Genomic DNA, 21,969 nt, shown 5'->3' on the forward strand with positions numbered 1-21,969 from the left:
TTAGAAGATGAAGCAATACCACGATTTGATGCGAAAAATCCTTGATGAAGGAGCTGTAAAAGGAGATAGGACAGGCACTGGAACCCGAAGTATTTTTGGCCATCAGATGCGTTTTGATTTATCGAAGGGTTTTCCGGTAGTCACGACCAAAAAGCTTCACCTCCGTTCTATCATTATTGAGTTGCTTTGGTTTCTCAAAGGTGACTCAAACATCAAATACCTTAATGAAAACAAAGTGTCCATTTGGAACGAATGGGCTGATGAAAATGGTGATTTAGGACCAGTTTATGGCTATCAGTGGAGACATTGGCCGGATGGAAAAGGTGGTGAAATCGATCAAATCAAAAATTTAATCCATCAAATCAAAACCAAGCCCGACAGTCGACGACATATCGTCAGTGCATGGAATGTGGCAGATGTAGATAATATGGCCTTGCCACCCTGTCACACAATATTTCAGTTCTATGTAGCGGATGGTAAATTGAGTTGTCAGCTATACCAGCGAAGTGCAGACGTTTTCCTAGGAGTACCTTTTAATATTGCTTCCTATGCCTTGTTCACCATGATGGTGGCCCAGGTCTGCGGACTGGATGCAGGTGATTTCATTCACACTTTTGGAGACGCGCATTTGTATTCCAATCATTTGGAGCAGGCAGAACTTCAATTGAGTCGTGAATTGAGAGAATTACCGACCATGAAAATCAACCCTGAGGTAACTGATATTTTTGATTTCAAATACGAGGATTTTGAGTTGGTCGGTTATGATCCTCATCCCCATATCAAGGCTGCAGTGGCGGTTTAATCGCGGAGAAATTAGTTTAATTAAATAGTTGAACTGATGGTAAGAATTAGCGAAAATAGTTAGATTTAGGTCAACTATTTTCTCCAAATATACTTACATCGCATGAAACTAAACCACTTAAGTGTTTTGCTAATTCTATTAGCATGTTGTGGATGTTCTTCAGAAGAAGAGTTCCCAGTAATTGAAGCCAATTTTGAAGTAAAATCTGACAAAACCTTAGCCTTTGTCCCAATACAATTTGAAGCTATACCAGATAGTGCCTATGCTTATTCCTGGGATTTTGGCAATGGAAAGACTTCAAATGAGAAAACTCCATTCCCTATTTACGAGGAGCCAGGCACTTATATAGTAAGCTTAACTACTACCTCGCTCAACAAAGTAAAAAACACAGTTAGTAAAGAGGTGAAAATCGGTGCCTATTTCATCACTAAAATAACCGCAATCCCGAGAGATGGGTATTCCAATGGGGATTTATATTTTGGAATACAACAAGAAAAACCATCAGGCTGGATTAGTGTAGACCAGGACAAAATAGCTTCTGAGCTGAGTACATCAGGAGAGCCATTTGAGATCTCCACTCCAAAAATTGCATTTGGCGGAAATAGCTTTGATTTTGGACTTCCCGTTATTATACTAGTTGACAACACTAATAATTCAGAACCCGCAAATTCATATTTACAAAGTGGTTCACAAAAGATGGAGTTAAATGAAGAACAGACTGAAGGTAAGGTATTTCTTAATTTAAGATCAGTAGCAAAATATGATTTTGAACTAGAGTTTAGCTATGAATTTGTAGATTAAGTTTCTCCAATTTCTTTTAAAAAAGCCCTGAATCGTTATGATTCAGGGCTTTTTTACTTAATCCTCTAACTCATATTTAAGCGTCTTCCCTTTCTGAACAGCAGGCAGACCCTCTGACATCCAAAGTGGTGCAGGAGCTCCCTTTAGGTAGTGGTCAAAGAACTGACTGAGTCTTACCGAAAGGTCTTTTCTATTTTTGCGTTGAACAAGGTTATGATCTTCTCCATTGTACTGAAGAAGCCAAGCTGGTTGATGCAATCTTTTCAACGCCATAAACATTTCAATTCCCTGATACCAAGGCACAGAACCATCTTCGTCATTGTGCATGATGAGAACTGGCGTTTTCACTCGATCCATAAAGAACAATGGAGAATTCTCCAGATAGTAAACTGGCTTTTCCCAAAGAGTACCTCCTATTCTGGATTGAGTTTGCTCGTATTGGAACATACGACTCATACCAGTTCCCCATCGGATTCCTCCATAGGCAGAAGTCATATTCACCACTGGCGCACCAGCACCTGCAGCTTTAAACATGTCGGTTTGAGTGATTAGGTAAGCCACCTGATATCCACCCCAGCTCTGCCCCTGAATCGCCATATTATCAGCATCTACAAAGCCTTTGGCTACAATGGATTGAACTCCTGGAATGATGCAGCTATAGGCACTTGGCCCTGGAAGTCCCAACTCATATTTGATATCTGGCACAAATACCAAGTAGTCGTTACTTACAAAATATGGGATATTAATCGTGGATGCACTTGGTGCGGGAGCTCTGTAATTGTGCAATCCATCGCTATTTCGCTCGTAGAAATAGACCATCATTGGGTATTTCTTTGAAGCATCAAAATTCTCTGGCTTGAACAGTAAGCCTTGTAATGGATCACCTTCACTGCTCAAATAATCTACTAATTCCACAGAACCCCAATTTACATTGGCTTGCTGAGGATTGAGATTGGATACCTTTTTAAGATTCTTGAAACTTAGATCGCTTAGATAAAGGTCTGGGTTCTCTTGATAAGTAGATTTGTTTAAAATAACTTCTGAACTTTCCTTGGCTTTGGTCAATCCAGAATAGCGATTTGCTGTCATTATTAACTGCTTTGGAGCTGATTTCCCATCAAAAGAACCGGTAAAATAACCAGCATCCTTTGTCTTTTCATTGAAGGCAGAAAGCAGTAACTGTCCTTTAGGATCAATACTTCGCTCTTCTCGATCCAAATCCTGTCTTCTAAAAATAATTGAAGCCTTTCTTCCTTCTCCTTGAGTCAGGTTGACAGCAGCAGATGGATTTTTAGGATCAATTCTCCAAATATCGAATCTATCATAGACCAGAAACGCCTCATCACCTGCTAACCAACCTGCATTTCCATAGCTTCCAGGAAGCGAAGGAGAGTCATGCAATTCTTGATAAAACACCTCAGGAAGTTCTTTGGTGAGGTTTATTTTAGCTTTCTGTGCAACATCATAAGCTACCCAGCTACTATCACGTGCATCATACCAATATACATACTTGCCCTCTGGAGAAATGGATGGAAACCCTGAAGCATCTTTTTCGATCAAGGACCTTGAACCATCGGTAAAATCTATCAAGTACAAATCTCTACCAATCTGAATATCCCAGCTGTAATTGATTCGATATGGATCATCCGAATAAGCTAATCCAAAATCACGTTCCACTTTTGATTCCAAGCTCACATTTTTCACATCCAAATCTGCCAGCTGCGTAATTTTATCTGTGTTCAGATCTATCGCTGCTAGATAGGAAAATCGCTCTTCTCTCCCTTTATTTTTGAGTTGCATGGGTTGAATCTCCGAATCTTGCCACCCCCAAATATCCAGACTTACTCTCTCTTCATCTAAAATAGTGGTATCACTTTCGTAGCTGTAATCCACATAATCCGGAGCTACGCCAAAAAACAGACGTTCTTCATTTTCTGCAAATTTAAGATTGCCATTTTCGCTGATTCTCCCATTACTCAAAATGCCCTCAGAATCTTTGGTTGCGATTTCCTTAGGCTCACCCTTGTTAGTCTCAACTAGAAAAACAGAATGATACGGTTTCTTGGCCTTGGCAGAATCGTCAGTAGCAAGATAAGAGAGGTATTTGGCTTCAGGTGAAAATGTAACCTCGGAATACGAAGTCATGCCTTCAGAAATCAGTTTACTTTCTCCACTGGCAAGGTTAAGCAGGTATATAGCCGCGTTGTCTAAGGTATCTTCCTCAGCCAAGACATATTGAAGGAAATCACCATTCTTTGAGAAGCTATATGACTTCACCCGTTCAAAATCATAGCTCAGCGTTCCATCCAATTTTCTCACTTTAAGTAAGGTACCGTCAGTTTTTTTAGGTTTTTCAGTTTTGGCAGTAGAATCAGCTTCAACATCCTTATCCTCTTTTGCTTTCTCTTTTTTCTCCTTTTCAAAATGAATAGCAATCCAGCTTCCTGCTTCCTCAGGGAGAGCAAATGATTTTACACGTGGAAGCTTTTCCATTTTAACTTCAGCCATATTATAAATAAAGAGGCTATCAGAAGGCATATCTTCCTTCTTAGTCTTTTTCAATTTTAACACATAAACTGAATCTGTCTCAGGAACTATTCTCCCTACAGCATACAAATCATCGGCAGAAAAGTCAAAAGAGGAACCTCTAGGGATAACCTGACGCTGATTTGGATCTTTATAGGATAAAATCTCCAATCTTCCATCGCCGTCTTGTGGAGAAATTTGATAGCCTACCCATTTACCGTTTTTGGTGATTTTCTCAGAAGCCATTCTTTCCCATCCATCATAATCTGCATGGGTCAGTGGTCTTTTCTGTTGGGCAAAAAGAATTTGCGATCCTAGGAGCAGTACAACAAGCACAGCTCCTATTTTGTGAAATTTCATAGTAAAGTAGATTAGCGGTAAGAATAGTAACAAGAACCTAAAAAAAGCATTTTCAATTAAACTCTTTGAAAAATCGGCTTTCAGGCACCCTTCAAAAATAAATTACACATATTCTATTCACTAACCGCTCAAAAAAAAGCTGGAAAAACCAGCTTACTATTTTTGTATGATTAGCTCAAAAGTTTCTACGCCATAGGTATCAAAACCGGGTACTGGCTTACAATCAGGCAATTTTCTAAGCACATAGTCAATCCGTTCTTTTAAACCCTTGTCAACATCACCTTGTACTTCAAAGCCAATCAATCTGCCTAAAGAATTTACTTGAAGCAAAATTTTCACCTCTTCAACAGCCGCAGATTTTTTTGTTCGAAATAAAAAAGGAGAAAAACTATCTATGATATCAAGTGTGCTTTCAGACCAAACCCAATGTGAATTGAGGTTATTGGCCAAGTTATTTTCGACGGCAGTAAGTTGAGAAAAAATTAAATCTGATGGGTATGAAGGTTCTTCAGAGCTGGAAATTGTTTCTACACTTCTCAATTTAAGCTTATTATACTCTACAAAATCATGCTCCGTGAAAGCAAATTCATTGGATACCTGCGCAACCAATGCATTACCGGCTAGAGGCGTGCACAAAAAAAGGATAATTATTAAATTACATAATACTCGTAGAGAGCCCATATTGATGTGATAGAAGTATGAAAGCAAAAATACAGTATTTAAATTTTCAAATACAATTTTATGCATTATAAATTTTAAATAGAAAACAAAAAAGTCTTGCCAAAAGCAAGACCCTTTTCAGAATATAAACCCAAATATAACTTTAGAGATTAAAAGTTTCAGATGAAAATAAACTAAAATTTGGAAATGCAAATGATCTCAAATTTTAATTCGACTTTTTACTCTATGAACAAAATATTCAATTGAACATTTATATCGAGTCCAAAGTAAGTAGATTTTACTTTTAATTACAAATTGAAAAAAAAATTTTGCTATATTTTGAACAATCTCTAATTTACAGGCAGATTTATTAACAATCATCCAAAATCACTCGGTAAAAATGGACAAAATTTTAGATATCGATAACATAGACTTGAAGATCATTTCTCTTCTCAATGAAGATGCGAAAACTCCATATACGGAAATCGCAAAAAAAGTCTTTGTATCCTCAGGAACAGTTCATGTTCGAATGAAGAAACTTGAAGATATGGGTATCGTGAAAAGTGCGACTTTAAATATTGATTTCTCTAAACTGGGATATGACATTTCCGCATTTTTAGGAATCTATCTTGAAAAAAGCTCCTTATATGATACAGTTATCGAAAAACTCAAAACAATTTCCGAAGTAGTAAGTGCTTATTACACTACAGGGAATTATTCGATTTTCGCAAAGATCATTTGCAGAGACACCAATCACCTCAGATATGTACTTGACAATATCCAAAAGGTGGAAGGAATCGACAGAACAGAGACTTTAATTGTTTTGGAAGAATCCATAAACAGACCTATACAGTTTTTTGACAAAGAAAAATAAGCCAATTAAGATTAAATCTAAATAAAAGATTTAGGCAAATGCATATAAAACGAAAAGTATTGAACCTTCAATACTTTTTTTTTGTAAAGACGGTATAGAAAGGACATTGAGGGCATTTTCTATCGAACGTATGTATACTTGATAGAATTATCCAATGAGTAAAAACATATTATTTTCATTATATGTTGTACCTTCGCCGTTAAAATGTAATTAGTCTAAATAACTCAGCAACAATGAGCAAAGACAATCAAATTTTAGAAGAACTAACATCAAAAGAATACGAACACGGATGGTCAGTAAACTATGAAGCCGATGAGGCTCCTGTGGGTTTAACTGAAGAAACTATTCGATGGATATCTGCCAAGAAAGAAGAGCCACAATGGCTTCTTGATTGGAGATTGAAAGCGTTCAAAACATGGGAGGCCATGTCTGAGCCTAAGTGGGCAAATGTCCACTACCCAAAAATAGACTTACAGGCACTTAAATACTACTCTGCACCAAAACAGACTAATAAGCCAAAGAGTTTGGACGAAGTAGATCCTGAATTGTTAGATATCTATAAGAGATTAGGAATCAATTTAAACGAACAGAAGAAACTTCAGGGAATTGCAGTAGATGCAGTTCTGGACTCAGTTTCTGTAGCTACCACATTCAAAGGAACATTATCCAAGTTGGGTATTGTTTTCTGTTCTTTCAGCGAAGCAGTAAAAGAGCACCCTGAGTTGGTGAAAAAATATTTGGGTTCTGTAGTTCCTATGACAGACAATTATTATGCAGCATTGAATTCGGCAGTATTCTCTGACGGATCATTCTGCTACATTCCAAAAGGTGTTCGTTGCCCAATGGAGCTTTCCACTTATTTCAGAATCAATGCTGCAAATACAGGACAGTTCGAAAGAACCCTAATCGTAGCGGAAGATGAATCCTATGTATCTTACCTAGAAGGTTGTACTGCACCGCAAAGAGATGAGAATCAACTGCACGCGGCTGTGGTAGAAATCTATGCCGGAGCACATGCAGAAGTGAAGTATTCAACTGTTCAGAATTGGTTCCCAGGTGATAAAGAAGGAAAAGGTGGGATTTACAATTTCGTAACCAAGCGAGGAATCTGCGCCGGTGACTTCTCCAAAATCTCTTGGACTCAGGTAGAAACAGGTTCAGCCGTGACTTGGAAATACCCTTCTTGTATCCTTAAAGGGGATAATTCAATTGGTGAGTTCTATTCTGTAGCGGTTACAAATAATTATCAGCAAGCAGATACCGGTACAAAAATGATTCACATTGGTAAAAACACCAAATCAAGAATTGTATCCAAAGGTATTTCTGCAGGAAAATCCCAAAACTCATATAGAGGTCAAGTGCAGGTAATGAAACGTGCGACAAATGCGCGTAACTTCTCTCAGTGTGATTCTTTATTAATGGGAGATCGCTGTGGAGCGCATACGTTCCCTTACATCGATATAAACAACTCTTCTGCGAAAGTAGAGCATGAGGCGACTACTTCGAAGATCGGAGAAGATCAGTTGTTCTACTGTAACCAACGTGGTATTGCGACGGAAGACGCAGTTGCTTTGATCGTTAATGGTTACGCAAAAGAAGTATTGAACCAGTTGCCGATGGAGTTTGCAGTGGAAGCGCAGAAACTACTAGCGCTTACTTTGGAAGGTTCGGTTGGTTAATGGAATTTGAGATTAGAAATTTCTGATTTGAAATTATGGCAACCATCACTCGTTTTGAAGATTTAGACATCAGGATAAAGGCGAGAGAATATTGCAAAGGTATCTTTGAACTAACCCAACTGGAAGGTTTTAAGAATGATTTCAGTCTGAAAAATCAAATCAATTCATCTTCAGGTTCTATCATGGATAATATAGCTGAAGGCTTTGAGCGAGAAGGAAATAGAGAATTTATTCAATTCCTAAGCATTGCTAAAGCTTCGGCAGGAGAGTCAAGATCTCAACTTTACAGAGCTTTTGACAGAAAATATATCACAGAAGAAACACTTAATGTAACTAGTGAAAAAAGTCTCGAAATCAGCAAGTCTATTTCTGGATTTATAAAATATTTAAAGGACAGTGAGATAAGGGGAAACAAGTTTAAAAGCTAAAAGTAAGGTTGCCCCAATTTCAAATATCAAATGTCAAATTTAAAATTATGTTAACAATAAAGAATTTGCACGCCTCTATCGAAGGGACTCCAATCCTAAGAGGTATCAACCTAGAAGTGAAAGCAGGAGAAGTTCATGCGATCATGGGACCAAACGGTTCGGGTAAATCTACTCTTGCCTCAGTTTTGGCAGGTAGAGAAGAATATGAAGTGACTGCAGGAGAAGTTTCTTTCAAAGGAAAAGATTTGCTTGACCTTTCTCCAGAAGATAGAGCAAGAGAAGGTGTTTTTCTTGCATTCCAATACCCTGTGGAAATCCCAGGCGTTAGCTCGACTAACTTCCTGAGAACTGCAGTAAATCAAGTGAGAGAATACCGTGGAGAAGAAGCCCTTGACGCGGTGAAGTTCTTGACTTTGATGAAGGAGAAAATGAAGTTAGTGGAAATGGACCAGAAGCTTTTAAGCAGAGCTTTGAACGAAGGTTTCTCTGGTGGAGAAAAAAAGAGAAATGAAATCTTCCAAATGGCTATGCTTGCTCCTACCCTTTCTATTTTGGATGAAACAGATTCTGGACTAGATATCGATGCGCTTCGTATCGTATCAAACGGTGTGAATCAGTTGAAATCAAAAGAAAATGCAACAATCGTGGTAACCCATTACCAAAGACTGTTGGATTACATAGTTCCTGATTTTGTACATGTTCTTTACAATGGACAAATTGTAAAATCAGGTACCAAAGAGCTTGCACTAGAGCTAGAAGAAAAAGGATACGACTGGATCAAAGAAGAAGTTGACTCCAAGGCGACCGTTTGATTTTCATCCTAAAACATCACTCATGAGTACGCTTATTAAGCAAGATATACTTGTGGAATTATTGGCAAATGCAGGAACTGGCTTTGAGCAAGTTCGTGCTACTGGAAAGGAAGCTTTCCAAACCCAAGGATTCCCTACCAATAAATCAGAAGAGTACAAATTTACAGCGATCACTAAAAAGATCGAGCAAAGTATTCAAAACTATGCCGCAGCAGGAGCATTTGAAGTAACTGCAGCGCAGGTGAAGGAGCATGTATTTGAAGGATATGCAGGTGATGTGTTGGTATTTGCCAACGGACATTTCCAGCCTGAACTTTCATCTTCTGTTGATGGAGTGGAGATTTTACCACTTTCTGACAAAGCAAACACAGCTCTTGGAAGTATTGCCAAGCCAGAGAAAGATCCATTTTGTGCTTTGAATCAAAGTTCTTTCGATGGAGGAGTTTTTATATCCGTGCCTAAGAAAGCTCTGATCCAGAAGCCTATTTTATTCTTGAATTTCTTCAAAGCAAATGCTGGTCAAGTTATTCAACCAAGAGTTTGGATCGAAGTTGGTGACTTTGCAGAAGTAACTTTCATCAATCACAGTGTGAACCTTAGTGACGCATCCTACTTTGTAAACAAAGTGGTGGAAGTGAAAGGAGGAGTAAACACTCAAATCCGCTACTACAAGTTGCAAAATGAAGGCAAAAACGCGATAGAGGTCAGCAATATCGAAACTGATATTCAGAAAGACGGAAGATTCACCTCAGTGAATATTTCTCTTTCCGGAGAAATGGTAAGAAATAACTTGAGCTTAAATATCCTAGGAAGCAATTCCGAGGGAAATATGTACGGGCTGTATTTGCTGAATGGCAAAACTCACGTGGATAATCACACCAATGTGGACCATACCGTTGCGCATGCCGAATCAAATGAGCTTTATAAAGGAATTTTAGCCGATAGCTCAAGAGGAGTTTTCAACGGAAAAATCTTCGTAAGACAAGACGCTCAGAAAACCAATGCCTTCCAGCAAAACAACAACATTCTTCTTTCTGAAGATGCTGTGGTCAATACCAAACCACAACTTGAAATCTGGGCAGATGATGTGAAATGTTCTCACGGTTGTACTACTGGTCAGCTGGACGAAGAAGCATTATTCTATCTGCAGGCAAGAGGAATCGCCAAAGATCAAGCAAGAGGCTTATTGCTTTATGCTTTTGCAGGAGAAGTGTTAGAACATATTACGGATGAAAGCTTCCGTGAATATTGCATCGCAAAAGTTCAGGAACGCTTAGGAAGTAACTTCTAAGAAATGGGATTAGACATAGAAAAAATCAGAGGTTTGTTCCCTGTGCTTCATCAAGAAGTGCATGGCAAACCTTTGGTCTATTTTGACAATGCCGCTACTACCCAAAAGCCTCAAGCTGTACTTGATGCGTTGACTAATTACTACGAGAAAGACAATTCCAATATTCATCGTGGCGCTCATGCGCTAGCTGATCGAGCAACTCGTTATTTCGAAGAAACACGAGAAGCTATTCAGCAATTCATAAATGCACGTGAAGCTGCAGAGGTGATTTTCACCAAAGGAACTACAGAAGGCATCAACTTGGTGGCTTCTACTTATGGGAGAAAATTCGTGGAAAAAGGTGACGAAATCATCATTTCTACGCTGGAACATCACTCCAACATTGTGCCTTGGCAAATGCTTTGCGAGGAGAAAGGCGCTATTCTAAAGATAATTCCGATCAACGAGGCTGGAGAGATTCTTTTCGAAGAATTCGAAAAGTTACTTTCTCCAAAAACCAAATTGGTCAGCATAGTTCACGCATCTAATGCGCTTGGAACGATCAACCCGGTTAAAAAAGTGATTGATTCCGCACATGCTGTGGGTGCAAAGGTTCTTTTGGATGGAGCGCAGAGTTCCAGTCATTTGCAAATAGATGTGCAGGCATTGGATTGTGATTTCTTTGCTTTCTCAGCCCACAAACTTTATGGCCCTACAGGTTTGGGTTGTTTGTACGGAAAAAGAGAAGTATTTGAAACCATGCCTCCTTATCAGGGTGGCGGAGAGATGATCAAAGAAGTGACGTTTGAAAAAACCACTTACAATGAGATCCCATTCAAATTCGAAGCTGGAACGCCCAATATTGGAGATGTGATCGCTTTCAAAGCAGCGATCGACTTCATCAATGAAATAGGGAAAAATGCAATCAAATCCCATGAGGATGAGTTGCTTACCTACGCCAACGAACAACTATCCCAAATCAAGGGTTTTATACCTGTGGGAACAGCGAAAGACAAGGTCAGTGTACTTTCATTCAACATTAATGCGATGCATCCCTACGACGTGGGGATGATGCTAGATGCCAATGGTATTGCCGTCAGAACAGGTCACCATTGTACTCAGCCATTAATGAAAAGATTTGGTTTGGAAGGAACTGTGAGAGCCTCCTTTGCTGTTTACAACTCGAAATCAGAAATAGATAAATTGGCAGAAAGCGTAAGCCGAATTGCCAGAATAAAAAATAAATGAGCAGTATTCAGGAAATTCAAGATGAGATAGTTTCGGAATTTGAAATCCTAGGAGATGACAAAGAATCCACCATTTATTACATCATGGAGTTAGGCGGAAGCTTGGAAGATTTCCCTGAAAGTGAGAGAATAGAAGCGAATACAATCAAAGGTTGTCAATCCAAAGTTTGGTTGATCGCTGATAAAGAAGATTCTAAAATTCATTTCCAAGCAGATTCCAACACAGATATTACGAAGGGATTAATCTCGCTTTTATTAAGAGTCTTAAATAATAGAAGGCCAGAGGAAATAATTAATGCAAATCTTGATTTCGTAGAGAGAATCGGAATGGGCTCAATCATCGGAAGTCAGAGATCAAATGGCTTTGCTTCTATGATCAAGCAAATTAAATTATATGCCTTGGCTTTTCAAACCAAGCAAAATGCCTGATAATATGTCGACAGAAAGCAAAACAGAAACATCAGTAGGACAAGTTGAAAATCTAAAGGAAAAGGTCATCCAAGCCATTAAACTGGTCTATGATCCAGAAATCCCCGTGGACGTATATGACTTAGGCTTAATCTATGAAATCACTGTTTATCCTGTAAATAACGTGTATGTTTTGATGACATTGACATCACCTAATTGTCCGTCAGCGGAATTTATTCCTTCAGAGATTAAGGATAAAATCCAGCAGATTCAGGGAATTAATAATGTGGAAATTGAATTGACATTTGACCCACCATATTCACAGGATATGATGTCTGAAGCGGCCAAACTTGAATTGGGTTTTCTCTAAATAAGAACTTTAAAACAGTAAAAATATGTATCCAGAAGAATTGATCGCTCCAATGAGAGCGGAACTTTCCAACGTAGGATTTGAAGAGTTCAGAACAGCTGAACAAGTTGCGACGCATCTTGGTCCAGACCATAAAGGCACTACCCTAGTTGTAGTAAATTCAGTTTGCGGTTGCGCGGCAGGAGCTGCTAGACCAGGCGTTACTTACGCAGTAGAAAATGCATCAGTAAAACCTACTACACTTGCCACAGTATTTGCGGGCAATGATAGAGATGCTGTTGAGAAATTAAGGGAGCTTTGTCTTCCTTATCCTCCATCTTCTCCAGCAATGGCGCTTTTTAAAGACGGAGAACTGGTACATTTCATCGAGCGTCACCACATTGAAGGTAGAAATGCAAAAATGATCGGCGACCACTTAGTGGAAGTATTTGAGCATTTTTGTGCATAAAATTAGCCCTGAGGGGCTTTTTTTATTCCAAAAAACAAATAGTCAGGGGGTTATCTAGTGATTTACTTTGGTTTTTGTGTAGAAACTTCAGTATTTAAAATAATATATTTTGAAAAAAATCACTTTTCGCAAGATTATTATCCCATTGAACACATTCAAAAGCCAAAAAACAACCTGAGTTTATTATCTTAAGGCCCTAAAACGAGGTTTTTTAACATACGCAATCCAAATAATAATTATATGTCTGAATCAGCTAAGCTTTCTTTCAAAGGACAAGAATATGAGTTTCCGGTAATTACTGGAACTGAAAATGAATCTGCGATAGATATCGCAAAACTTAGAGCTTCCTCAGGTCTTATCACACTTGACCCAGGCTACAAAAACACAGGAGCAACCACAAGTGCAATTACTTTTTTGGATGGTGAAGAAGGGATTCTTCGCTACAGAGGTTACAGAATTGAAGACTTGGCTGAAAAGTCAACTTTCCTTGAAGTTTCCTATTTATTGATATACGGAGAGCTACCTACTCAAGCACAGTACGAGGATTTCTCTAAAGAAATTACTCATCATACACTTGTACACGAAGACATTAAGAAGATTCTGGAAGGCTTTCCTTCTAACGCACACCCAATGGGCGTACTTTCTTCCATGATCTGTGCACTTACGGCGTTCTATCCAGACTCATTGAATCCAAATAGAACCGAAGAAGAAGTGAACCTAAGCATTATTCGTTTGATAGCTAAGATGCCAACTTTCGCAGCTTGGGCTTACAAGAACGAAATGGGTCATCCAGTAAACTACCCAGACAATTCTCTGGACTATTGCTCAAACTTCCTTAAAATGATGTTTGCACTTCCTGCGGAAAAGTATGACGTAGACCCAGTAGTTGCTTCAGCATTGGACAAACTTTTAATTCTTCACGCAGATCACGAGCAAAACTGTTCTACTTCAACTGTAAGAATTGTAGGTTCTTCCCAAGCAAGCATCTATGCTTCTATCTCAGCTGGTATCAATGCACTTTGGGGACCACTTCATGGCGGAGCCAACCAATCCGTTATTGAAATGCTTGAAGCGATCAAAGCTGATGGTGGAGATGCTAAGAAGTACTTGGACAAAGCTAAAGACAAAAACGATCCGTTCAGATTGATGGGCTTTGGACACAGAGTTTACAAGAACTTTGATCCAAGAGCAAAAATCATCAAAAAAGCTGCTGACGACGTGCTGGAGAAATTAGGCGTGAATGATCCAGTATTGGATATCGCAAAAGAACTAGAGCAAGCTGCATTAAACGATCAATACTTCATCGATCGTCAGCTCTATCCAAACGTAGATTTCTACTCAGGTATCATTTATCGAGCTCTTGGAATTCCTACCGATATGTTCACCGTAATGTTTGCCTTAGGAAGACTTCCAGGTTGGATCGCACAGTGGAAAGAAATGCGTGAAAATGGTGAGCCAATTGGCCGTCCAAGACAGGTTTACACTGGCGAAAATGAGCGTGATTACGTATCCATGAATAAACGCTAAGCGTAGATGCATATCCCCTTAAATAGAAATGACCAGCTAGAATCAGCTGGTCATTTTTTTATTTTATATCAAAAGCATTGTATTGCCTCAGGTGTTAAATTTGGACTTTCACCTTTAATCAAACAAAAATATAATGTCAATTAATACTTTTGAAGATGCAGTAGCATTAACAAAGAAATTCACTACCAAACCAAGTAATGAAGAATTATTAAAGCTGTACGGCTTGTACAAGCAAGCCACTGATGGTGACAATGAAACAGAACGTCCTGGAGGATTTGACTTCAAAGCTGCCGCCAAGTATAATTCATGGCTAAACTTTAAAGGCTTATCCAAAGAGGAAGCTGAACGGAAATACCGTGAATTAGTAGATGAACTTGCTAAAAAATACAGTTAAGAAATAAAGGCTTGGAAATTTTCTAAGCCTTTTCATTTTTCAGCTTTACTCTCTTTTTTTTGCCATTCTAGAGGCAATTATACTTCCTGCTATTAATTGCTGAATGTGGTAAAGCATTACGGGTAGCAACACGATTCCAAATAATGCCGGATCTGGGAAAATCACTTTACCAATAACTACTCCCTGAACCAAGGATTTTTTTGACCCACAAAAAAGGGCTGTAACCTTATCCTGCCAGCTAAATCCCAAAATCCTACACAAAAGGTAGATTAAGAACCAAACCAGAAAAAATAACGCCAGCATCGTCGCTCCCACCTCCAGTAACAAGGATATTTTATAAGGAGAAAATACTTGCTGAGAAAAAGACTGCGCAAAAGTCGTAAACACGATAATCATGATCACGGTCTGATCTACGTATTTTAAATGTCGGATGTGTTTCGAGATTTTCGGATACAACCAACTATGAGAAACTACTCCCAAAACAACCGGAAGCAACACCTTAACGGATAGCTCTAGAAGTGTCGGTAGGTATTCCATCTGGATATCCGCCGAGCCTGCCAACACTCCCATCCATGCTGGGGTGATGATTATTCCCAGCAAACTCGAAATACTGGCATTGAATATTGCCCCTGGAATATTTCCTCCAGCTATGGAGACCATCACTACTGAAGCACTAACAGTAGAAGGCAACACGGATAAATAGGTAATTCCAATTTTGAAATCCTTATCAATCCAAGTCATGGAGGAAGACAAGAGAAGAACTAGCAAAGGGAAAAGCAAAAAAGTAGCCACTTGGATAAGGACATGCAGTTTCCAATTGGACAAGCCAGATTTCAGCTCAGAAGGGTTGAGTTTGACTCCGTAGAAAAAGAACACTAATCCAATTCCAACATTAATTATCGGTTTCCAAGGCACAGGAGATTGGTTTGATCCAGCAAAGGGAAACAACCAAGCAAAGAAAATGGCAGCAAGTAAACCAAATAAAAACCCATTGATGCCAACCTTGCTAAGTATGTTGGCTAATTTTCCAATCATACGCTGGTTAGCCTTTTGAAGTTATCGCAAATAATGGCAGTAGCTATAGCCACATTCAAGGATTCAGCTTGGCCAAAACCTGGGATTGTCACCTTGTTTGTTACCATATTCTCAAGTTCTCTAGATATGCCATTGGATTCATTGCCCATCAAAATTACTCCGTGTTTGATCTTTGTCATTTGATGCACATTTTCACCATCTAAAAATGCACCATACACGGGAACATTCCATTTGCTGAAAACATCCTTTAAATCTGCATAGAAAAACCTGACTCGGGTAAAGGACCCCATACTGGATTGAATTACTTTGGGGTTGTAGAAATCAGCCGTTTGCTCTGAAAAAACCAAATTTTTGATCCCATACCAATCAGCAATTCTAATTATGGTTCCGAGGTTTCCTGGATCACGCACATCATCTAGGCCGACTACAAAATGACCTTGAGGAAAATCATAAGGGCTATTTGATTTCATCTGCACCACTGCTAAGGCACTATCATTGCTTTGATATTGACCTAGGCTTTCCAATTGATTTTGGGTAACCAAAATCACCTGAGCAGCTGATTGAGAAATGATGCTATTATGCTTTTCGAAAAAAGAATCTGTAACAACAATTAACTCCAGCTTAAAATCTGAGTTTAAGACTTCTAAAACACTCTTTTCACCTTCCACAAAGAACTTTTGCTCCTGATTTCGGAATTTCTTTTGATGTAAGGATTTAATAAACTTAACTGTATTTTTGCTAAGCATTCGGATCGACTCTGCCATTTTGAAATTCACCAAATATATACTTTTTATCTGTGTCCTTTGGGGCATGTGTGCTTGCACATTGAGTAAAAACCTGACTGATGGTGAGTATTTCCTTGATAGTAATGAACTTAAAGGAGTAAAAAAGGCAGACCCTTTGGAGGTCGAAAATTTATTTTTTCAGGAGCCTAACACAAAAATCCCACTCACCAATTCATCTCTCGGTGTTAGTATTTACAGATTTGGCCAGCTTTTTTATGACTCTGCCAGAGTGAGTGAAAAATTAGAGACAAAACAATCTGAACTACAAGAAATCAAAGCGGCTCTTGATGAGGAACAGGGTAATCGAAAACTCATTAAAAGAAGAGATAAAGTCCAGACAAAAATTCAGGATCTGGAAAAGATGGAAGAGTATGGAAATTTCCTGATGAGAACAGGAAATCCGGTGACAATTCTAGACAGTACAGAAACTAAAAAAACTGTCACAGAAATAGATAATTACCTTTATAATAAAGGCTTTTTGGATGCTGAAGTCTCCTTCGAAGTAGAGACAAGAAAGAAAAAGGCGACAGTGACCTATATCTTGGATGAAAAAGAACCCTACGTTCTAGATTCTATTTATATCAATTCTGAGAATGAAGGATTACTAGCCTTGATCAAAGAGACAAAAGAGGAGTCTTTTATAGTAAAAGGAGATAGCTACGATCAAAGCAATTTTACCAAGGAAAGAACGAGACTGGAAGAGCTTTTCAAGAACAATGGGTATTACATGTTCACCAAAAGTTTTATCGATTACAATCTTTACTACGACACCACTTCTAAGAAAATCAATGTTGAACAGCGAATTCTAAAGCCTTCTTTTGCTGAAAAACATGAGGTTTACAGTGTTGATTCGATCACGTTCAAAATAAGTCCCCCTAGTGATGAGTTTGTTGATGAGAAAGTTCAACAAAACTATCGGAATATTGACTTTACATTCTACAGGGATAGATTCTCGCCCAAACTGCTCAGCTCAAGGATATTGTTTGACGAAGGGCAAAATTACAAGCGTATAGACATCGTAGAAACTCAAAAGCAACTCAGTAACCTGGACCTCTTCAGGTATATAAATATTTCATTTGATACTGTAGGAACTCATCTTACGGCAAAGATCCTAACTCAGCCGAATCAAAAATATCAGCTGACCAATCAGCTTGGTTTGAGCATAACAGAGCAATTGCCAGGACCATTCTTTAGTACAGTTTTGAGAAATCGAAACTTCTTCAGAGCGGGAGAAATCCTGGAGTTCAACGCGCGAATTGGGTATGAAGGAGTAGCATCAGCAACTGACCAAGGCGTCTATCAAAGTAGCGAATTTGGGGTGTCTGCCTCTGTTATTTTCCCTAGATTTCTTATCCCGTTTTATGGGAAAAGCTTACAGAAGTTTGGCCAGTACAATCCCAACACCAGAACCCAGCTTGGCTATAATTACACTAATCGTCCAGAATACACCCGGTCTGGCTTAAATGCACTTCTTGCATATACTTGGGTTACCCGTGGCAATAGACAGCAGTTTACAATCAATGCGGCGGATATAAATTACATACGAACACCAAATATTTCTGAGGAATTCGGCCAAGTTTTGCTGGATCTTGAAGACCAAGGAAACAACCTAATTTGGTCCTTTCTTCCCTCTTTAATCAGTAGCGTATCTGCTCAGGCCATCATCAATTTCAATGATTACGGAAATTATACCTCAACAAATAAAGCGTCGCTACTTAAACTATTTGTAGAGAGTGGCGGAACTACTCTAAATTTTGTAAACGCTTCTAGCAACAATGAAACTACTGATTTTGCCAGATTCCAATGGCTAAAACTTCAGGCTGATTTCAGAAGGTATTATCCTTTAAACCAAAAGTCTACTCTAGCTTACCGAGCTAATTTTGGAATAGCAAACCCCTATGGAGTCAGTAGCGGAATCCTTCCTTACGAAAAATATTTCTTCGCAGGTGGAGGGACAAGTATTCGTGCATGGCAGGCTAGGCGATTAGGCCCAGGAAGCTACACCCCTCCTATTGGTGAAGAAGGGCGGTATGATTATGCCTTCGAGCAACCGGCAGAGATGATCTTTGAAACCATGCTGGAATATAGGAGAAACTTAGCCGGTTATTTCGATATGGCTGTTTTTGTAGATGCAGGAAATGCATGGATGATCGGTGCTGACAATTCACGGCCAGGATCTGATTTTAGATTTAATAGGTTTTACAAAGAAATAGCAGTTGGAACAGGAGTAGGTTTACGAATGGATTTCAATTTCTTGGTGATTAGACTTGATTTGGCAACAAAAGCAGTAGATCCATCTATGCCTGAAGGTGAACGATGGGTGTTGGATAATTTATCATTCAACAGACTCTTCGGACTAAAAGGCCAAACTGTGCTTAACTTTGGCATAGGTTATCCTTTCTAAAAATAGAATTACAATAAAAATGTCACGTAAGAGTAAAGAAGAAATAGCTGAAATCTACAGCCAGATCCAAGATTATGTCTGTACCCAACTAGAAATAGCTGATGGAACTGGGCAGTTTATGGAAGACAAGTGGGAAAGATCTGCTGGCGGTGGAGGCAGAACCCGTATTTTTAAAAATGGGGAAATTATAGAAAAAGGTGGAGTTGCTTTCTCTGCTGTTCATGGGGCAACGCCTGATAAAATTCTAAAAAAGCTAAACCTGGATAAGACCGACTTTTTTGCGACTGGTGTTTCTATAGTCCTACATCCAAAAAGCCCAATGGTCCCAATTATCCATATGAACATCCGTTATTTTGAAATGGACAATGGTGAATATTGGTTTGGAGGAGGAATAGATTTAACTCCCCACTATGTGGATAAGGCAGATGCTAAATATTTTCACCAAGAAATAAAAAAAGTTTGCGATCAATTTAATGCAGACTATTATCCAAAATTCAAGAATTGGGCGGATGATTATTTTTACATCAAGCACAGGGACGAAACGCGTGGAATTGGAGGTATTTTCTACGATAGGCTAAAGGCCAAAGATGATCAAGAATTTGAGAACATTTTGCAATTCAGTTTATCGTTAGGACGTTTATTTCCAGATATTTACGGGTATTTTATGAAGAAAAACTCTCAAATTCAATTTGGTGAAAATGAAAAGGCATGGCAAAGTCTGAGAAGAGGACGCTATGTGGAATTTAATTTAGTTTGGGATGCTGGAACTAAATTCGGATTGGACACCAATGGACGGACTGAGAGTATATTGATGAGCATGCCTCCCATGGCTGAGTGGGAATATATGCATGAACCTGAAATCGGTTCAAAAGAAGAGTTTACCCAAAATCATCTTAAAAAAGGCATTGACTGGTTACATTTTTCACAATGATCGAACAAATCAAGAATTGGGATGAGCAGCTTTTCTTAAAGCTAAATTCCTTTCATGTCGACTGGCTGGACGAAATTGCATTTCAACTATCCCAAACATTAGTTTGGGTGCCATTCTATGCAATTCTGGTTTACTTTATCTATAAGGTAGAACCCAAAAATAGTTGGTGGGTATATGGGGGTCTGGCACTAAGCATTCTCATAGCCGATCAGTTCACTTCCGGTTTCATGAAGCCCTTTTTCGAAAGACTCAGACCTTGCCATGATGAGCGATGGAGTGAAATGATCTATAATTATGGCCGATGTGGTGGTTTATATGGATTTGCATCGTCTCATGCGGCCAATACATTTGGTTTAGCAGTTTTTCTAAATTTAAAAATGAAAGGGAAATTACGTTTTCTCCCTTGGTTGTTTTTATGGGCGGCTGTGATATCCTACACCAGAATTTATCTGGGCGTGCATTATCCTTTGGATGTCATTGTAGGATCACTGGTCGGGCTTCTTGCTGGACTCCTTAGTTGGTTTATAGTGGTATTTGTAAGACGGGAAATTCTGAAATTAATTCTGAAAGGCTAACTCATTGGAACTTCATTCGAGAGCGCTAGAGATTACTTTCATTTAAGTATACCTGACTATTTAGTATTTCATTCCTTAGCCATTCTAACAGCATAAATCAAACGAGGAAATAAAACCTAAAAAGGTAATAAAGGAACCTATTTGCCCAAATAGGAGTTTTAAGAACGATTGTATTTATCTGAAAAAGAAAACTACCCAAAGCAATCGCATGTAAACCGAAACCGGTTAATACATGATTTTCAATTCTTTAGAGTAATAAGGGTATATAAATCCATCTGTAATCTAACACTTGCGCTGATTTACAGTTTTAGATATACTACAGCATATTTACAATATTGAAGTTTTAGCAACGTAGCAGCAGATCACCCTCTTGACGGAGCAGTCACTACCGAAGCCGCTTATTCTGACTTTGGATTTTAGGTAGGCTATCCCTGCAACTTCAAAAAATTCACTTATCAATAGATTATGAAGAAAATGATACTTAGTGTATTGGTCATTGTGTTTGGTGCACTTGAGCTTCATGCACAGGTCACTACGATTAACTTAGATCTTGTCACCGGAAAAATCAATGGCGGAATGCCACTTCCAGCTGAAAGGGAGTTTTACATACAAGGTGCCATTCCTGAAGAAATAGACATGGTGAAACTCCTAATCTATCCATCGAACAAAACAGAAAATTCAGGATATACGTATTTCTGGAAAACTCCATTCGGATACAAGGATCTCTCTTATCAAGTATTAATGGCAGATCCATTGCGCTCAAATACTAACTACCATTTAGAATTCGGCTATTATCAGAAAGCTGGTGCAGATCAGATAATTGAAGTTCGTGAGCTGATTCATCAAAATATCAAAACCTACCTAAGTACAGTCACTACGATCAAAAGAAGACGTATAAGATTTTCTGAATCTGATGAGGTGCTAATCAACAATCTTTCTAAGATAGTCAATCAAGGAGCCTACTATTTTGAGCTACCAAACGGAGACAAATTTCCTGGATTCAGTGATATAACCAGAGCAAAATTAGCCCAACGGGGTAACTTAAAATTGGGCAAGGCAAAGCTCAATGTGACCGGATTGGACGAGACTGACAATGCCAGAGCTGTATATGCTGAGCAGTACATATCAGAATTGGAACAAATCTTATTCTCGGAGGTAGAGCAGTTCTTAAGTCCTAACATGCTAGTAAGAGTAGACGAAACTATTTTTGAAAAATACAGTACTGAAAAAACGTCAAATTCTCTACCTATCAATATAGGATATGGAGCGATATCTCTAAGTAAAGGATTACCAGATCAAGAGTTTGTAACGAGTCCTTATGCTGGCCTCTCATTCCCACTCGGGAACCGAACATTCGCCAGATTCATGAATAATATGTCAGTATCCACAGGTTTCTTTTTATCCAATAAAATTGAAAATCAACTCAATGAGAAAATATCAGGCCCAGTATTAGACAGGCCTATTTATGTAGGTCTGGGATATAATTTCTTCAGAGTCATCAGGCTAAATGCGGGAGGTACATTTATCACCACAGAGCAAGCGGGTGGTTCTAATGTGAATAGCTTCCAACCTTTCGTGGGAATAAGCGCAGAATTCAATCTTTGGTTGGGTATAGGAAGCAAAAAAAGATAAG

Annotated in this window: 21 protein-coding genes; 17 read left to right on the plus strand and 4 right to left on the minus strand. The window is 38.7% G+C overall.

The window, feature by feature from the left end; all coding sequences use genetic code 11:
- Window positions 1-7 precede the first annotated feature (7 nt).
- Both ACPUEN_RS07885 and ACPUEN_RS07890 read left to right on the plus strand, forming a co-directional pair.
- A complete protein-coding gene (locus tag ACPUEN_RS07885) occupies window positions 8-802 on the plus strand; it encodes a thymidylate synthase (RefSeq protein WP_425639545.1) in 795 nt (264 codons plus the stop codon).
- A gap of 102 nt (window positions 803-904) precedes the next feature.
- Window positions 905-1,603, plus strand: coding sequence for a PKD domain-containing protein (locus ACPUEN_RS07890; protein WP_425639546.1), 699 nt, complete (start codon window positions 905-907; stop codon window positions 1,601-1,603).
- A 57-nt stretch (window positions 1,604-1,660) separates the two neighbouring features.
- Here the strand turns inward: ACPUEN_RS07890 and ACPUEN_RS07895 are convergent, their stop codons facing one another.
- Together ACPUEN_RS07895 and ACPUEN_RS07900 are read right to left on the minus strand one after the other, a co-directional pair.
- Window positions 1,661-4,489 carry a prolyl oligopeptidase family serine peptidase gene (locus ACPUEN_RS07895; protein ID WP_425639547.1) on the minus strand — a complete coding sequence of 943 codons (2,829 nt, stop codon included), beginning with the start codon at window positions 4,487-4,489 and terminating at the stop codon, window positions 1,661-1,663.
- 156 nt (window positions 4,490-4,645) lie between these two features.
- Entirely contained in the window at window positions 4,646-5,236 is a 591-nt protein-coding gene (locus tag ACPUEN_RS07900; protein ID WP_425639548.1) for a hypothetical protein, read from the minus strand.
- A 313-nt stretch (window positions 5,237-5,549) separates the two neighbouring features.
- On the opposite strand from ACPUEN_RS07900, the gene ACPUEN_RS07905 reads away from it, so the two are divergent.
- The 11 genes from ACPUEN_RS07905 (at window position 5,550) to ACPUEN_RS07955 (ending at window position 14,606) form a co-directional block, all read left to right on the plus strand.
- Window positions 5,550-6,023 carry an Lrp/AsnC ligand binding domain-containing protein gene (locus tag ACPUEN_RS07905; RefSeq protein WP_111611852.1) on the plus strand — a complete coding sequence of 158 codons (474 nt, stop codon included), beginning with the start codon at window positions 5,550-5,552 and terminating at the stop codon, window positions 6,021-6,023.
- A 233-nt stretch (window positions 6,024-6,256) separates the two neighbouring features.
- Window positions 6,257-7,702 carry a Fe-S cluster assembly protein SufB gene (sufB, locus tag ACPUEN_RS07910; RefSeq protein WP_425639549.1) on the plus strand — a complete coding sequence of 482 codons (1,446 nt, stop codon included), beginning with the start codon at window positions 6,257-6,259 and terminating at the stop codon, window positions 7,700-7,702.
- A gap of 35 nt (window positions 7,703-7,737) precedes the next feature.
- A complete protein-coding gene (locus ACPUEN_RS07915) occupies window positions 7,738-8,130 on the plus strand; it encodes a four helix bundle protein (RefSeq protein ID WP_425639550.1) in 393 nt (130 codons plus the stop codon).
- A 47-nt stretch (window positions 8,131-8,177) separates the two neighbouring features.
- A complete protein-coding gene (sufC, locus tag ACPUEN_RS07920; RefSeq protein ID WP_425639551.1) occupies window positions 8,178-8,942 on the plus strand; it encodes a Fe-S cluster assembly ATPase SufC in 765 nt (254 codons plus the stop codon).
- 22 nt (window positions 8,943-8,964) lie between these two features.
- Window positions 8,965-10,233 carry a Fe-S cluster assembly protein SufD gene (sufD, locus tag ACPUEN_RS07925; protein WP_425639552.1) on the plus strand — a complete coding sequence of 423 codons (1,269 nt, stop codon included), beginning with the start codon at window positions 8,965-8,967 and terminating at the stop codon, window positions 10,231-10,233.
- A 3-nt stretch (window positions 10,234-10,236) separates the two neighbouring features.
- The gene (locus ACPUEN_RS07930) at window positions 10,237-11,460 is read left to right on the plus strand and encodes a SufS family cysteine desulfurase (RefSeq protein ID WP_425639553.1); all 1,224 of its coding nucleotides are present in this window, start codon (window positions 10,237-10,239) and stop codon (window positions 11,458-11,460) included.
- The gene (locus ACPUEN_RS07935; RefSeq protein WP_425639554.1) at window positions 11,457-11,888 is read left to right on the plus strand and encodes a SufE family protein; all 432 of its coding nucleotides are present in this window, start codon (window positions 11,457-11,459) and stop codon (window positions 11,886-11,888) included. Before ACPUEN_RS07930 ends, ACPUEN_RS07935 begins: the two co-directional genes overlap by 4 nt.
- Window positions 11,881-12,237 (plus strand): iron-sulfur cluster assembly protein, encoded by a 357-nt coding sequence (locus tag ACPUEN_RS07940; protein ID WP_245947045.1) that lies wholly within the window; start codon window positions 11,881-11,883, stop codon window positions 12,235-12,237. Before ACPUEN_RS07935 ends, ACPUEN_RS07940 begins: the two co-directional genes overlap by 8 nt.
- A 25-nt stretch (window positions 12,238-12,262) precedes the next feature.
- Window positions 12,263-12,685, plus strand: a complete 423-nt coding sequence (locus ACPUEN_RS07945; protein WP_111611845.1) for a BrxA/BrxB family bacilliredoxin — start codon at window positions 12,263-12,265, stop codon at window positions 12,683-12,685.
- Window positions 12,686-12,925: 240 nt separating this feature from the next.
- Window positions 12,926-14,212: a citrate synthase gene (locus ACPUEN_RS07950; RefSeq protein WP_111611844.1), complete on the plus strand. Its 1,287-nt coding sequence runs from the start codon at window positions 12,926-12,928 to the stop codon at window positions 14,210-14,212.
- Between the two features lie 133 nt (window positions 14,213-14,345).
- Window positions 14,346-14,606 (plus strand): acyl-CoA-binding protein, encoded by a 261-nt coding sequence (locus ACPUEN_RS07955; protein WP_425639555.1) that lies wholly within the window; start codon window positions 14,346-14,348, stop codon window positions 14,604-14,606.
- Between the two features lie 45 nt (window positions 14,607-14,651).
- Here the strand turns inward: ACPUEN_RS07955 and ACPUEN_RS07960 are convergent, their stop codons facing one another.
- Window positions 14,652-15,641 (minus strand): bile acid:sodium symporter family protein, encoded by a 990-nt coding sequence (locus tag ACPUEN_RS07960; protein ID WP_425639556.1) that lies wholly within the window; start codon window positions 15,639-15,641, stop codon window positions 14,652-14,654.
- A complete protein-coding gene (locus tag ACPUEN_RS07965) occupies window positions 15,638-16,387 on the minus strand; it encodes a TrmH family RNA methyltransferase (protein WP_425640167.1) in 750 nt (249 codons plus the stop codon). The genes ACPUEN_RS07960 and ACPUEN_RS07965 overlap by 4 nt, the downstream gene beginning before the upstream one ends.
- A 19-nt stretch (window positions 16,388-16,406) precedes the next feature.
- Between ACPUEN_RS07965 and ACPUEN_RS07970 the strand changes: the two genes are divergently transcribed.
- The 4 genes from ACPUEN_RS07970 (at window position 16,407) to ACPUEN_RS07985 (ending at window position 21,968) form a co-directional block, all read left to right on the plus strand.
- On the plus strand, window positions 16,407-18,830 hold the full coding sequence (locus ACPUEN_RS07970; RefSeq protein WP_425639557.1) for a BamA/TamA family outer membrane protein: 2,424 nt from the start codon (window positions 16,407-16,409) through the stop codon (window positions 18,828-18,830).
- A gap of 19 nt (window positions 18,831-18,849) precedes the next feature.
- A complete protein-coding gene (gene hemF, locus ACPUEN_RS07975) occupies window positions 18,850-19,761 on the plus strand; it encodes an oxygen-dependent coproporphyrinogen oxidase (protein WP_425639558.1) in 912 nt (303 codons plus the stop codon).
- Entirely contained in the window at window positions 19,758-20,336 is a 579-nt protein-coding gene (locus ACPUEN_RS07980) for a phosphatase PAP2 family protein (RefSeq protein WP_425639559.1), read from the plus strand. The genes hemF and ACPUEN_RS07980 overlap by 4 nt, the downstream gene beginning before the upstream one ends.
- 465 nt (window positions 20,337-20,801) lie before the next feature.
- Window positions 20,802-21,968 carry a hypothetical protein gene (locus ACPUEN_RS07985; RefSeq protein WP_425639560.1) on the plus strand — a complete coding sequence of 389 codons (1,167 nt, stop codon included), beginning with the start codon at window positions 20,802-20,804 and terminating at the stop codon, window positions 21,966-21,968.
- Window position 21,969 lies beyond the last annotated feature (1 nt).

Source organism: Algoriphagus yeomjeoni (genome assembly GCF_049821175.1).
Taxonomy (GTDB): Bacteria; Bacteroidota; Bacteroidia; order Cytophagales; family Cyclobacteriaceae; genus Algoriphagus; species Algoriphagus yeomjeoni_A.

Bases quoted from the DNA above. Each gene is read 5' to 3' on its own strand.
- ACPUEN_RS07940 (WP_245947045.1), top strand. From the start codon at position 11,881: ATGCCTGATAATATGTCGACAGAAAGCAAAACAGAAACATCAGTAGGA.
- ACPUEN_RS07895 (WP_425639547.1), bottom strand. From the start codon at position 4,489: ATGAAATTTCACAAAATAGGAGCTGTGCTTGTTGTACTGCTCCTAGGA.
- ACPUEN_RS07945 (WP_111611845.1), top strand. From the start codon at position 12,263: ATGTATCCAGAAGAATTGATCGCTCCAATGAGAGCGGAACTTTCCAAC.
- ACPUEN_RS07885 (WP_425639545.1), top strand. From the start codon at position 8: ATGAAGCAATACCACGATTTGATGCGAAAAATCCTTGATGAAGGAGCT.
- ACPUEN_RS07930 (WP_425639553.1), top strand. From the start codon at position 10,237: ATGGGATTAGACATAGAAAAAATCAGAGGTTTGTTCCCTGTGCTTCAT.
- ACPUEN_RS07965 (WP_425640167.1), bottom strand. From the start codon at position 16,387: ATGCTTAGCAAAAATACAGTTAAGTTTATTAAATCCTTACATCAAAAG.
- ACPUEN_RS07905 (WP_111611852.1), top strand. From the start codon at position 5,550: ATGGACAAAATTTTAGATATCGATAACATAGACTTGAAGATCATTTCT.
- sufD (WP_425639552.1), top strand. From the start codon at position 8,965: ATGAGTACGCTTATTAAGCAAGATATACTTGTGGAATTATTGGCAAAT.
- ACPUEN_RS07890 (WP_425639546.1), top strand. From the start codon at position 905: ATGAAACTAAACCACTTAAGTGTTTTGCTAATTCTATTAGCATGTTGT.
- ACPUEN_RS07985 (WP_425639560.1), top strand. From the start codon at position 20,802: ATGAAGAAAATGATACTTAGTGTATTGGTCATTGTGTTTGGTGCACTT.
- ACPUEN_RS07960 (WP_425639556.1), bottom strand. From the start codon at position 15,641: ATGATTGGAAAATTAGCCAACATACTTAGCAAGGTTGGCATCAATGGG.
- ACPUEN_RS07935 (WP_425639554.1), top strand. From the start codon at position 11,457: ATGAGCAGTATTCAGGAAATTCAAGATGAGATAGTTTCGGAATTTGAA.
- sufC (WP_425639551.1), top strand. From the start codon at position 8,178: ATGTTAACAATAAAGAATTTGCACGCCTCTATCGAAGGGACTCCAATC.
- hemF (WP_425639558.1), top strand. From the start codon at position 18,850: ATGTCACGTAAGAGTAAAGAAGAAATAGCTGAAATCTACAGCCAGATC.
- ACPUEN_RS07900 (WP_425639548.1), bottom strand. From the start codon at position 5,236: ATGCATAAAATTGTATTTGAAAATTTAAATACTGTATTTTTGCTTTCA.
- sufB (WP_425639549.1), top strand. From the start codon at position 6,257: ATGAGCAAAGACAATCAAATTTTAGAAGAACTAACATCAAAAGAATAC.
- ACPUEN_RS07980 (WP_425639559.1), top strand. From the start codon at position 19,758: ATGATCGAACAAATCAAGAATTGGGATGAGCAGCTTTTCTTAAAGCTA.
- ACPUEN_RS07915 (WP_425639550.1), top strand. From the start codon at position 7,738: ATGGCAACCATCACTCGTTTTGAAGATTTAGACATCAGGATAAAGGCG.
- ACPUEN_RS07950 (WP_111611844.1), top strand. From the start codon at position 12,926: ATGTCTGAATCAGCTAAGCTTTCTTTCAAAGGACAAGAATATGAGTTT.
- ACPUEN_RS07955 (WP_425639555.1), top strand. From the start codon at position 14,346: ATGTCAATTAATACTTTTGAAGATGCAGTAGCATTAACAAAGAAATTC.